The following is a 12,792-nucleotide window of genomic DNA, read 5'->3' on the forward strand; positions in this document are numbered from 1 at the left end:
ATGCAGCTTAACAAGCTGCTTTTTTTGTGTTTTCTGAAAGTTATTTTCAGAATAATAGCTTTTCTGGCATTGGATAAAGTTAAAAAAATTGGATTTTTAGATAATAATTAAGCTGGAGATATAGAAACGTATTATTACTCAATCATCTTAGAGCCAGGATGATCTAAATTTAGAGCAGAAAAAATTAATTTGTGATTTGATGTTTTCCTTGATTTAATTTAATATTTGATATTATTATATACCGTAATTACTAAAATCTAGGAAAAACTAATGGTCAAAGCTATTTGGAATGGTATTATTCTAGCGCAGAGCGATCGCTGTGAAATGGTCGAAGGCAATTATTATTTCCCACCAGACACAGTTAATCGTGAATATTTCAAAGAAAGCAACACTCATACTAACTGTTTCTGGAAAGGTGAAGCTAGCTATTACGATATAGAAGTAGATGGTAAGATAAATAAAGATGGTGCCTGGTATTATCCCAACCCTAAAGAAAAAGCCAAAAATATTCAAAACTATGTGGCCTTTTATCCTCGCGTAAAAATAGAAAGCTAGGTTCAAAAATTAATAATTAACAATTACCTCTAGTTGGTAACTGATGAAGTCAAATAATAAGCTAAAATTACCGTAGAGTAAAAGTTTTAAGTACCTAAAGTATCAATTCTAACTTTTGACTTTTAACTTTTGACTTTTGACTTTAGTGAAAGGGTATAAAAATCCCCCGTATATAATCTCTGATTTAACGGTAGTAGTGTCAAAATTTTCTAGAATTCAGATACAGTAACTAATAAGCAATATGTTTTCTAACAGTTTCATCTTTATACTTTTTCTCATCTTTCTAATCCTCCTGTTTTTTGGCTCTTCTCTCTAGGGTATCAAGTCGATCGAGAAATATTAGAGGTTTATAGTATAAATAATGGTCATAACAGTTATAAATTAATTATATTCTGGATATTTAGCTTCAGATATAGCAACTAGCACTCAGTTATATCCAGGACACTTTTTTTCTTGATGTTATCTTGCTTTTCCAGCGGGTTAACCTAATAAATAAATTATGCATTATACCAATTCCCATGCATTAATGCTATACTTGTCTGGAACTTCAGTTATCAAGTTATTAACACAGGTTTAATAACTTAATTTCCTAATTATTTAGTCAGTTAATGCTAATTATTCTGATGTTTGTTTCTCCCCCACTCTCTTACTCCCCTACTTAAGAATAGTGTAGAAAAGTTTTTGAGAAATGGTATTACAGGGAAACCGGATCTGGGAACAGTGGGAAAAACATTTTCCTGTCTAAGTTTTATCGTCCGCATAAATCCTAACTATCCCGTTCTTTGCTGTAAAATCTGATAAATATAAAATTTCAATGACTTTTTTCAGACATCTGGCATTATAATATTAGACACATGACTTTCAAAGGATGTCCAGATGTTATCTCCAGATCAAGTTTCTCAGAACTCAGAAGCTGAAACCATCCCCAGAATCTATCAAATTTTAGGGTTTGAGAAAATACCTCAAAATATTTTGGAATTGCCCCAAGAACTACAAATAGTCAGTATAATTCGTCAGGGATTTTCAATAATTTCTGTGATTAAAGTAGCGGAATATTGTGGCATTTCTGAGTCACAAATGGCGGCTTTATTAGCAACTTCTGAACGTACTATATCTAGGCGCAAGAAAGATCAGAAACCTCTAGATCTTTCAGAATCAGATAGACTATATCGTGTTGCTAGAATTTTTGCACAAACGTTAGATATATTTGACAATGTAGAAATAGCAAGAGATTGGCTGAAAAAATCAAATCGCGCCTTGGGTGGCAGAACTCCTTTAGAACTATTAGATACGGATGCAGGTACACAACAAGTAGATGAACTTTTGAATAAAATAGAGTATGGAGTATATAGCTAATTATTCATTTTATTCATTATTAAGAGGCTGTTTGTAAACAAAAGATTAAGTAGGGTGTGTAACGGTACGCTTAACATTTCTGGAATAACGATAGAACTCTGCTACGCTTTGCGAATGGTTTTACACCTCAGGCACTTCTTGTTGTGGGATAGTGGGTTACATAACACCCTTCTCACCCTACACGATCTAATATTTCTAATATTTATTTTACAAATATCCTCTAATAATTCATTTCTGTGTAGTTGTGAATAAGAAACAGAGAAAAAGGCAGGTTTCCAACCTGCCCATAGATATTTTTTTCAGCAAATCATTCAGGATTTATAAATTGAAAAAAATATATATAGTATCAGCATTTTTATTCTATTTATTCTGTAGAGCTGTCAACATGAATCAAAGAATTGAATACTTTTTACGATCGACTGAGTTAATATGAATATTGAATAGTGAGTCAGGAAACAAAATTAATTAGTAATTAGTCTAAATCTTTGCAATCATTTATTCAGAACCCTAAATTTTTCTTCAATTTTAGTAGTTGACAAGATAATAATCATGAGTTTAATAGTATGGCGAATCTCTCATAAAAAACATATTGATAGTGCTTTTAAAGCTGAAGCTTCTAATTGTAGTAGAGGGCGTTGGAATTCTAAGGGTACATCCTTGATTTATACTTCAGCCACATTATCTCTAGCAACATTAGAAACTTTAGTCAGTATGGAAATAGAAAATTTTGGCAATATATTTGTATCTATTGGTGTAAAAATTCCTGATAATTTACCGATTAAACAAGTAGATGAAAATTTATTGCCCCATAACTGGCGTGATACTTCTCCACCTTTCGTTTTAGCCTCGATTGGAGATAAATGGTTAACTGCTAAAACAACAGCAGTTTTAAAGGTTCCTTCTGCTATTATTCCTCAAGAATATAATTATTTGATTAATCCTTTACATCCTGATTTTGAGAGAATTTCAATTTATCCACCTCAATCTTTTACCTTAGACCGCAATTTAAAAAGTATTGAAAAAAATTTATTGACAGAGTCTAATATGGTACTGTTAAATAAATAATAACTTTAGCACTTTACCTATTGATAATTAAAGGGATATCACAAGCAATATATTTACTTACTAATAGATAATTGATAATTAATTCATTCGGTTTAAAGCCTCTCCTTTTAAGGATAAAAAAGCGGTCGTTTTGCTGCCACATAACTACGTTAACAGCTGTCGCCGACATGTTTGCGCAGCATGACCTAGGAAAAAGCGGAGTTTCCTGTAGGGTGTGATGGCGAGTTTTCGGAGCCATATCCAATCGATCAAGAAAAGAAATCAGATTTCCTTATATTCAATCAATAACTGTTTTAAACAGAGGTAATTATCCATTATAAATTAATGAAATATTTAGGCTTACTTATTAATAATAAAAGCCTTTATTTGTAAATATTTTAGTCTTTCTCAAGCTCGGAAAGTGTAAATTTTTTACTGCAATAAAGCTGAAAATACTCACATTTTCAGCAAATCATATTTATGACTATCTATCATATTATTTCTTTGTCATACGCTTAATAATTTTTGCTCAGATTTTGCCGAAATTACATGGAATAGGCTGTATATAAATGTTTTTTCTGCTTTTTTTGGGAAAGTATTCAACTAGGCTAATCCCCTTTTTGTAAAGAATAATTCAAGAATTGATAATTAGGGTTTGCGCTTCACTAGTCTTTTTGCTCTTTGTAGGGAGTAGGGAGTAGTTAGGACGTAGAAGCAATAGTAATTACAGAGTCAGTAGCCAAAACAATGGTAACAGTGATTTTTCGGCTTTTACTTCCCAAAAATCCTCACTTTTTTCAACATTGCTTGTGAAAAGCTCATACTTTTTCCAGACATAATTTGCCTCAAACCAATATCAGTCAATACTTTGCTATTTAGGGTTTGCGCTCAAAAGTATGAGTGGTAAGGGTAGGATGAATCGGTGAAGTCAGGAGGAATGGGAATTATAGAAGAGGTAGTTATACCAATTTGATAAGTTTTTGTTACAAATAGTAGAAGTAAGAAAGAAGGAAGAAGGATAAAATTTTGAAAAAAAGGTAAAAACGATAGAAATAACTATTCTTTAATGAACGGAAACCACTATTTTTAAGCATATCTGATTGAGGGGCACTTTTCATAGCATTCTTTTTTCACGCTTGGTATTAGAAGAATCTTCCCAAGATTGTTCTTCCCCTATCTGGCCCAAAATATGCTCCTTTTTGAGCGATTAGAGCTAAAAACCAGGTACTTTTTCAATACCATTAAAGGCACTTACCTTTATCTGCAAAGACTTTTAGATTTATTCAGCAAGCCCTAATTACTTCTCCTTGAAAAGAAGAGGATTTACTCAAAAGAAAATTTTTATTTCTTATCTCCTGAAAAGGGGAGGCTTTAAACCACAATTTTTCGGTAATAACTAATTGCTAATTGCTGAACTAATACTGGACAAAAATTATTAGTTAATCTAGGCTGAGAAAAATGGTCTCAAAATATATAGCAGTTTGTCAAAATCTAGAAAAAATTTAGTTTGTTGAATATTATCTGATACCAATTATCTACAATAAAACTAAAAAATTATGCCACTCGGGAATGAAAGAAAATGTTTTAACTCAAATTTATCGGGATGGTAATGATAAATTCTGTATATTTTTCCTTTTGAGAATGGCATTCTAGTTTTCCTTTATGTTTTTCAACAATAATTTGGTAACTAATCGAAAGTCCTAACCCAGTCCCTTTACCAACTGGTTTTGTTGTAAAAAAAGGATCGAATAAATGAGAGAGAACTTCTTCACTAATTCCTCCTCCATTATCAGTAATAAAAATTTGTACTAAATTGTCCGATATTCTTTGAGTTTTAATCCGAATACAGCCAGAATTAGATTCAATTTTTTGAGAATTTTGATTATTTTTAATTGCATAAATTGCATTACTAAAAATATTCATAAATACTTGATTAAGTTGCCCAGGATAACAGTCGATCAAAGGTAGTTGACCATATTCTTTAATTATTTTAATCTCTGAATATTCAGATTTAGATTTAGCTTTGAAGTGGCTCTGTAAAATCATTAAAGTACTTTCAATTCCTTCATGTACATCAACTTTTTTTATTTCTGCTTCATCACAGCGAGAAAAGATACGCAATGATTTGACAATTTCCTGGATGCGCCCTGTTCCCACTTCCATAGATTTAAGTATTTTTTTGAGGTCTTCTTGAAGAAAATTTAAATCGATATCTTCAATTCCTGCTTCAATTTCTTGACGGGGATGAGGATAATAATCTTGATAGAGTTGAACTAAATTTAGTAAATCGTGAATATAATCTTTTGCATAAACAATATTTCCATGAATAAAGTTCACCGGATTATTAATTTCATGGGCAACTCCGGCAAGCATTTGACCTAAACTAGACATTTTTTCACTTTGAATCATCTGAGCTTGAGTCATTTGAAGTTCTTTTAATGTTTGCTGAAGTTCTTGTTTTTGTTCTTTTAATTTAGCTTCTGATTCTCGTAATAAGTTTTCGGCTTGTTTACGTTCTTTAATTTCTAAAAGTAGTGTTTCTTGAGCATTATTTAACTCGTGTAGAGTACGATTTTTTTCCTGAAGTTGTTTTTCAAGCTCGTCGGTTTGAATAATTACTTGACCTGCTAATGGGCGCAATAGTAAAATCATACCACCTGCTCCTAGAAAGCTTAAAATAATAATTAGAATTGCAATGGTAATAAGCTGATAATGAACAGAAGCATACAATTCCTGACGATCGATTTTAATCACAAGTCCCCAATTCACTTTTGAGAGGGGTTCAAAGGCAATTATTCGTCCATAAGTCCAAGATTTAGGTTTGATAAATTTAAGTCCTGATTCTTGAAGAACTACTGTTTTTTCCAGCGCTCTCAAAATTGGTCTTGATAAAGTTTTAGTTTTATTTCTGGACGATAAAAATAATTTTACTTGTTGGTTTTGAAAGGTTCCTAAAAAAATTTCTTCTGTTTGACCTAGTCCTGTATAATCTGTAATTATTTTTTCTAAATCCTCCGTTTTAAATAAAACTAAATCTGTTCCTTGTTGTTGTTGATTAGAGTTAACAATTGCTTGGCTAACAATTATATAAGATTGATTATTGAGGCGAATTGGATTGCTAATTTGAGAATTTTGAGAGTTATGAGTGGAAAAATTCCAAAATTTTTGAGGAATAGGTAAACCAAGTTGAACTATCAATTGGTTATTTTGATCGAAGCGACTAATGCCCACTACATCTTCGCTCCTATTTAGAGCATCGCTTAGATAGCGTGTAATTTTAGAAACAGCAGAAGCACGATTATTTAAATTGCGGTTATAAGCTTCTAATTCTAGTCTTGCTTGAGTACGACTAGCAATTTGTGCTGCAATACCTTTGGCTCTTGAAAGAAATTCTTCTACTGCTAAAGTTCGAGTTCTTAAAGCCGACTGTAAATTGCTTTCTTCGTTTCTTTTAAGTTGCTTATAAAGAGGAAGTATACTGACTATTGCAACCAGAACACTAATAATAAATATTCCTGCCGCAGAATAAAATATTAAAAGTTTTTGTAATTGTTTAGAGTTGATAGATGATTTATTCATAAGTGATTTATTTGAAAAATTAGGTAAGTTTTATCATATAGCAGTTCCCAAGAAGTTTTAGGTATGCACATTCATTGGTTTTAAGGAACAGGAAGAATTTGATCTGAGAATAGAAGACAAATTAAAGATAGGTTTACCTAATTAAGTTGAGAAACACTATCATATATAAATTATATTTAGTTGTGCAAAAATATGTGATAAAAACAGAAAAAGTTAGTTATTTTTCTAGAGTTATTCTCTATTTTTATCCAATAAATTCTTGAGGATGTCTATGAAGGTTATACAAGTTCACCTATTTCTTTCATGAAATTGTATTTTATTTGATATGATATACTTTTTTTTACTTCTCTATAGCCATCTAATTATGAATTTATTTATCTACATTTTACAAAGAAGATGTGGCTTAAAGCTTCCCTTTTTAAAGGAATAAAAAGATTTTTTTCCTTTGAGTCAATTCTCTTATTTGAAAGTAGAGGTAGTTGTTAATTATTAATTGTTGAAAAGGGATTTAATACTATAGCAATCCTATTTTATTCGTGTCAAAAATCTTACTGCTTTTTAGGGAATAGCGGTCGAGGGATGGCGTTTGCTATCGCAAAGCTGCGCTAACAGCGGAGCGGCTCTGATAAGAGCGGGTCTTCTCGCCATATTCAATCGACCAAGAGAGCGGTCAGACCCTGCGTCGCCGTCAGCTCGCTTGCGGAATGCTGACTAAGAGAGGGAACAAGGAACAGATAGGAGTTTTAGTTTTTTTATCTACTTTTTGATTACTCGCAACTTATTTAGGATTGCTATATTTAAAAAAAGAATGTTATGAATAATAAGTGCGATAAAAAGATTTCGCAGGAAATGTCTCTTTTACAAAGTGGTCGATCTTCGTAATTTCCCATAGGGCGGGATGGCGAGGGAACCTCATCATCATATCCAATCGACCAAGTAGAGTGGTGCGACCCCGCGACGACACCAGTTTGCTTGCGGAATGTGTACCAAGAGAAAAAGAGAATTTACGACCTAAAAACTAGTATTAAAGCCATTCATTTGTGGCTCTTGACTTCCTATTTTGTAAGGAGTTAGGGGTAGGTTGACTCCTATGAGAAATAAACTATGGTATTTTTCAGCTGAGTGAGGTACAATTTTTATCCTGATAACATTTCATTTTAAATATTTCATAAAAAGTTTCATACCTCAATATATGAAATATCAAGATCAATGTATGAAATAATTGTTTGAAATTATTTTTAGTAAAAGTATTCAGCTTGTACAATCTCACTTTTAAGGGGATAAAAAAAGAAAATTATGCACTTCTTACCTCCTTAATTTCAAGAAGTACTCATAACACAGTTCCTATCTCAAGAGGTTAACTGAATTGACTTCCGTGAAATTGTATATTTGCTGTTACCTAAACTTTGTACCTCACCAGCATTAGAATAGGATTGCCATACAGTTAATTGCTAAGTAGCTAAATAAGCAAGTCAAGTAATTCTATATATCTACAAGCTTAATCGACAACTATTGCACTTGACTACCGTGAACTCTCGGATCGGCTTGACTTGCTTTAATTGGTGCTACTGATGTTTCAAACTTAGATCCTTGACCAACAGTACCATCGTATGGTATAAAATTTCCAGCAATTAAAGCTTTTATATTTGCTGTCATCACAGATTTTGGTATTTCTCCGATAGTCTGGCCAACTTCAGAACCCTCTCGATCCAAAAACACAAAGTGGGGAATACCGTCTACTCGATATTTAACTAACTCTGGTAACCACTTGCTATTATCCACATTCAACATCACAAAATTGGCACTTTCAGCATACTGTTGTTTAACTTCCTCCAATTCAGGAGCCATAGCTTGACAAGTAGTACACCAATTGGCATAAAATTCAATTAGACTCGGTTTACCATTTGCTAAGGCCACATTTAGAGGTGTTGCAGCTTCAGCCATTTCACCTAAAGAAATCGAAGTAGTTTCCGTTCGTAATCCGATAAAAATGGTGACTGATAAAGCGATCGCTACCAACGCCACAATGAAATTTCTCAGGCGGGTTGCAAAAGGGAAAGTGTTTGTAGACTCAGATGGGTTTACGCTCATTGTCAAAAAGTTAAAGAATTTTTACAATTAAAAACTATAGCTATTAGTTTAGCAATTGCCATCTTAAACAAGGGGCAGAAAAATTACAGCAGTTTTAGAGTTGATGAGGTAAAAAATTTTAGGGAGTAGAGAGTAGGGAAAAAAGATTAGCCTTAAAACCGTACCTCACGCTTCCTAAAAAATGCTGTAATTACCGAAAAATTCTGGTATGCGCCTCGCCCTTCTATGGTGACTTTAGTTAATCAGAAATTACGAGTAAAAAAAGATTTACACCACTTTTTAGGATAATGAGGTACAGTTTTAAGGTAAGCATTTCCTGTGGAATGCTGCGCAAACAGTTATTAGCTGTCAGCTCTCGTAACAGAGTTTAAATGAATATAGCTAGTTTTGTAGTAATATTTAATTCTAACTCAATTAATAAAGCTTTTATCTCAAACTAAAAGCAATAGCTGATAGCTAACTGTTGAATGCTTACGTTTTAAGATTAATCTTTTTTTTCCTACTCCCTACTCCCTAAAGCCCTAATTTTTTTTACCTCATTAACTCCAAAATTGCTGTAACTTTGACTTTGAAAAAAAGTCTAATTATTCTAATTAGGAGACATAGAAATAACTATGAAAAAACGAGTTACTTTAACATTTCCACAACGTTCAATTCATATGCCAATTACTTATCGGTTGGCAAAAGATTTTAATGTTGCTGCTAATATTATTCGTGCTCAAGTAGCACCAAATCAAGTTGGTAAATTAGTGTTGGAATTATCGGGAGATATTGATGAATTAGATGCTGCCGTTGAATGGATGAGGCTAAAAAATATAGATGTATGTTTGGCTAGTAGGGAAATTTTAATCGATGAAGATAGCTGTATAGATTGTGGTTTATGTACTGGTGTTTGCCCTACAGAAGCTCTGACTTTACAACCTGATACCTTTCGTCTCAATTTTATTAGGTCTCGTTGTATAGTATGCGAACAATGTATTCCTACCTGCCCAGTGCAAGCAATCTCTACTAACTTATAAATTTAATGTGAAACTAATACCTTTACTTTCTTTAATGCTACTTTTAATTAGTTACAGCATCTTAGGCTGGAGATTAGCTAGTATCCAAGCTTCTCAGTTATTATATCTAACTGTTATAACTGCTATTTTTTTATTAGATATTATTTTAACTGTTCCTCTACCTAATTTTCAAAGAATAATTAAACCCTGGTTTCAATCTGATATTATGACTTTTATTTCTGTGATTATTTCTGCTTTTTTATTTGTAGTTCTCATTAGGTGGATTAGTCTTTCTGTCGATGCTTTAGTGTTAATATCTGCGGGAATATTGGTAAGACTAGATACTCAAGTTTGTGGCTTAAAAAATTGGCAGTCTTTTGTGATTTTACTAATTATTTCTCAAGCAAGTTTAGGGCTAGGAATTTTACTTTATAGACTTAAGTTCTAGCATAATCAATGAAACTCGAAGACGTTAAATCTCACCTAATACTAATGCTATGAAGCAGAACACAGGATGTAGTGAGGCTTAAAAACTATAGTATCATAGACAACTTCAGAAGTGTGTCTTTAAGTGCTACTATACATTGCCTTAATTTAAAGAGTAGGTTCAGATTTGAATATTAATCTTATTGGTTGTATACACGTTTAATAAATTGTCACATATATAACAACCAATAATAGTTGATTTCTGAGATAATAATAGAATAGCGTTTAACTGTCCTTGCTCCCTACCTGATGTATGGTGGGGCTTTTTTTTATCTACAAAATTTTCATATATTCATCCCAGATATTATTTAGTTTCTACCAAAGACTTTATAGCCACATCAAATCATAACATTATTATTTTGGTTGGGCAAAAACATCTGTTTAGATTATTTTCAGACTAAAATCTTGGGATGAACCTTTCAAATAACTAATTTATCACAGGCGCTCTTACAACTTTTTTAACTTCTGCTAATACTAACGTTGTTAACTGTTCAGGAGTAGATTTAGAGTCCACATGAATATGAACATCTGCATTAGCATAAAGTGGCCGTCGTTCCTCTAAAAGAGCCTGAAGTTTACCTAGAGGGTCTCTATCCTGAAGCAGAGGTCTAGTTTGATCGCCCTGCAAGCGACTATATAATACCTCTACGGGCACATCTAACCAGACCACAATACCATGCTGTAAGTAGCTCCAGTTAAAATTGTTTACTACAATACCACCACCTGTTGCAATAGTCAAATTTTTATAACTAGATACTTCTGCCAATACATTTGTTTCCAACTGTCGAAACGCTGCTTCACCATCATCAGCAAAAATTTCATTGATAGACTTGCCAGCAACTTGAGAAATCAAACTATCTGTATCTAGGAAACGATATCCTAAATCTTGGGATAGCAACTCTCCCACCGTTGTTTTACCTGCCCCCATCATCCCAACTAGATAAAGATTTACTCCCTGTAAAAACTTCTTATTATTATTAACATTCATAAGTTACCGAATAATGAATAATGAATAATGAATAATTAAGAGTTGATAGTTAATAATTATTCATTCAAAAATTCAGGTTTAAAGCCGACCCTTTTAAGGGGATAAAATCAAAAAAAATCCTTCCACCGCTTAAAAGACAGTGGTTTCCCACTTACCGAATTTTTATGATGAAAAAACACTATTAAACAAAAGCCAAACTTATTTTGGATCTTCTGACTGATGATCTTTGTCAGAAACTTGCTTATCTTCTTCCTCTTGAGTAGGCATAGATGTATTTTCAGGAGGAGGAGGAGTAATTATCCGATAATCTGCATCATAAACAGATTCAGTTTGACCAACACCTGAACTGCTACTATCGCGATAGCCATAAGAATATACAGAACCAGACATAGAACCTGTTTCTGGCTGTTGTTCTGCTTCATAATTTTTAGTAGCACTTTCATTCACAGATTCTTGTCTTTCTTCTGAACCTTGCTCCTCTGTGCTACCATCCCAAGAGCGATTAACCCTAGGAGGTCTTGGTTGCCAATCATCATAATTTTCATCTGCCTCAGTTACTTCTGAATCTTTATTCAGGTTAAAAGAGCTTTGAGAGTCTGAAGCTACTTGAGGTTGTGAAGCATCCCAAACTTCCTCAGTTCTATCTTGATGATGAGACTTTCTAGAACGAGGTCTGGCAGGTTGTAAATTCTTTTTTAATAGGTAATTTGAAAGTCCAAAAATACCATAAATCAACAAGTAAGTAATCACACCTGCAATAAAAGCACCTAAAATCCATAGAGATAAAGGTAGAGGTATAGATCGTAACCCCAAAAAAGTCAAAGATAAATTAGGGGACCAATTTTGCCAAGAAAACAAGGCCAACCCAAGGATTATTAAGATTAAAACTACTAACAATAGTAAATTCCGAGATCTATTCATGGCCTATCCACCGTTTTATAGGAACACAATCTAAACCAAACTGGTCTAAAGCACGAGCTACTACAAAGTCTACCAAATCCTCTATAGTTTGGGGATTATGATACCAAGCTGGGATTGCCGGGACAATTCTTGCTCCTGCTTCTGCTAGAGTAGTTAAATTTCGTAAATGAATCAAGCTCAAAGGTGTTTCCCGAGGCACCAATATTAGTTTACCACCTTCTTTTAACTGTACGTCTGCTGCACGCTCTAGTAAGTCTGAGCTAAACCCAGCAGCTAATTTACTTGCTGTTCCCATGCTGCAAGGAATGATAATCATCCCCTTAGTTCTGTAGGAACCACTAGCAATATTAGCTCCTATATCTTGCCAAGGATGACAACGGAGTTTGCCTTTGTTTTCTTCTCCAGCTTGTTCTCGCCAGAATTTTTCTTGTTTAGTTGGTTCGGCAGGCATTTTAATATTTTGCTCTGCTTGCCAGACTGAGTAGCTAGCTTTTGAGGCTACTAAATCAATAGTATAGTTGGATGCTAACAAGAATTTAATAGTTCTGACAGCATAAATTAGTCCTGATGCTCCTGTAACTCCAATCGTTATCGGTAGTTGCGGAGTAGAAACAGAATCTTTCATTTTCAATAAATCTTTTTAGAGCTTACAAGGATAAATTTTTTAGCAAATCACCAACAGAGTAAAACGCTTTCTGCGATTTTTGGTAGCTTTCAGGACTCCACTTGACCATAACCTTAGAATTTTTAACTATAAGAGACTATTACTTTTTT

Annotated in this window: 10 protein-coding genes; 5 read left to right on the forward strand and 5 right to left on the reverse strand. The window is 33.2% G+C overall.

What is annotated here, in order from left to right:
• Positions 1-270 precede the first annotated feature (270 nt).
• From AC3DU7_RS03630 to AC3DU7_RS03640, 3 genes are all read left to right on the forward strand, one after another.
• Positions 271-555 carry a DUF427 domain-containing protein gene (locus AC3DU7_RS03630; RefSeq protein ID WP_488038001.1) on the forward strand — a complete coding sequence of 95 codons (285 nt, stop codon included), beginning with the start codon at positions 271-273 and terminating at the stop codon, positions 553-555.
• 876 nt (positions 556-1,431) lie between these two features.
• Positions 1,432-1,911 carry a type II RES/Xre toxin-antitoxin system antitoxin gene (parS, locus tag AC3DU7_RS03635; RefSeq protein ID WP_488038002.1) on the forward strand — a complete coding sequence of 160 codons (480 nt, stop codon included), beginning with the start codon at positions 1,432-1,434 and terminating at the stop codon, positions 1,909-1,911.
• Positions 1,912-2,460: 549 nt separating this feature from the next.
• Positions 2,461-2,976 (forward strand): RES family NAD+ phosphorylase, encoded by a 516-nt coding sequence (locus AC3DU7_RS03640; RefSeq protein WP_488038003.1) that lies wholly within the window; start codon positions 2,461-2,463, stop codon positions 2,974-2,976.
• Positions 2,977-4,539: 1,563 nt separating this feature from the next.
• On the opposite strand, the gene AC3DU7_RS03645 is transcribed toward AC3DU7_RS03640, so the two are convergent.
• Both AC3DU7_RS03645 and AC3DU7_RS03650 read right to left on the reverse strand, forming a co-directional pair.
• Positions 4,540-6,534: a sensor histidine kinase gene (locus tag AC3DU7_RS03645; protein WP_488038004.1), complete on the reverse strand. Its 1,995-nt coding sequence runs from the start codon at positions 6,532-6,534 to the stop codon at positions 4,540-4,542.
• Between the two features lie 1,509 nt (positions 6,535-8,043).
• Positions 8,044-8,625 (reverse strand): thioredoxin family protein, encoded by a 582-nt coding sequence (locus AC3DU7_RS03650; RefSeq protein ID WP_488038005.1) that lies wholly within the window; start codon positions 8,623-8,625, stop codon positions 8,044-8,046.
• Positions 8,626-9,239: 614 nt separating this feature from the next.
• On the opposite strand from AC3DU7_RS03650, the gene AC3DU7_RS03655 reads away from it, so the two are divergent.
• Positions 9,240-9,644, forward strand: a complete 405-nt coding sequence (locus tag AC3DU7_RS03655; RefSeq protein ID WP_287520359.1) for an NIL domain-containing protein — start codon at positions 9,240-9,242, stop codon at positions 9,642-9,644.
• Positions 9,645-9,651: 7 nt separating this feature from the next.
• Positions 9,652-10,071: a hypothetical protein gene (locus AC3DU7_RS03660; protein WP_488038006.1), complete on the forward strand. Its 420-nt coding sequence runs from the start codon at positions 9,652-9,654 to the stop codon at positions 10,069-10,071.
• Positions 10,072-10,536: 465 nt separating this feature from the next.
• Here the strand turns inward: AC3DU7_RS03660 and AC3DU7_RS03665 are convergent, their stop codons facing one another.
• From AC3DU7_RS03665 to AC3DU7_RS03675, 3 genes are all read right to left on the reverse strand, one after another.
• The gene (locus AC3DU7_RS03665; protein WP_488038007.1) at positions 10,537-11,097 is read right to left on the reverse strand and encodes a shikimate kinase; all 561 of its coding nucleotides are present in this window, start codon (positions 11,095-11,097) and stop codon (positions 10,537-10,539) included.
• Positions 11,098-11,295: 198 nt separating this feature from the next.
• Positions 11,296-12,018: a hypothetical protein gene (locus AC3DU7_RS03670; protein WP_488038008.1), complete on the reverse strand. Its 723-nt coding sequence runs from the start codon at positions 12,016-12,018 to the stop codon at positions 11,296-11,298.
• Positions 12,011-12,643, reverse strand: coding sequence for a flavin prenyltransferase UbiX (locus AC3DU7_RS03675; RefSeq protein WP_488038009.1), 633 nt, complete (start codon positions 12,641-12,643; stop codon positions 12,011-12,013). The genes AC3DU7_RS03670 and AC3DU7_RS03675 overlap by 8 nt, the downstream gene beginning before the upstream one ends.
• Between the last annotated feature and the right edge of the window lie 149 nt (positions 12,644-12,792).

The organism is Okeania sp., assembly GCF_983059655.1.

Bases quoted from the DNA above. Each gene is read 5' to 3' on its own strand.
- AC3DU7_RS03630 (WP_488038001.1), top strand. From the start codon at position 271: ATGGTCAAAGCTATTTGGAATGGTATTATTCTAGCGCAGAGCGATCGC.
- parS (WP_488038002.1), top strand. From the start codon at position 1,432: ATGTTATCTCCAGATCAAGTTTCTCAGAACTCAGAAGCTGAAACCATC.
- AC3DU7_RS03640 (WP_488038003.1), top strand. From the start codon at position 2,461: ATGAGTTTAATAGTATGGCGAATCTCTCATAAAAAACATATTGATAGT.
- AC3DU7_RS03645 (WP_488038004.1), bottom strand. From the start codon at position 6,534: ATGAATAAATCATCTATCAACTCTAAACAATTACAAAAACTTTTAATA.
- AC3DU7_RS03650 (WP_488038005.1), bottom strand. From the start codon at position 8,625: ATGAGCGTAAACCCATCTGAGTCTACAAACACTTTCCCTTTTGCAACC.
- AC3DU7_RS03655 (WP_287520359.1), top strand. From the start codon at position 9,240: ATGAAAAAACGAGTTACTTTAACATTTCCACAACGTTCAATTCATATG.
- AC3DU7_RS03665 (WP_488038007.1), bottom strand. From the start codon at position 11,097: ATGAATGTTAATAATAATAAGAAGTTTTTACAGGGAGTAAATCTTTAT.
- AC3DU7_RS03670 (WP_488038008.1), bottom strand. From the start codon at position 12,018: ATGAATAGATCTCGGAATTTACTATTGTTAGTAGTTTTAATCTTAATA.
- AC3DU7_RS03675 (WP_488038009.1), bottom strand. From the start codon at position 12,643: ATGAAAGATTCTGTTTCTACTCCGCAACTACCGATAACGATTGGAGTT.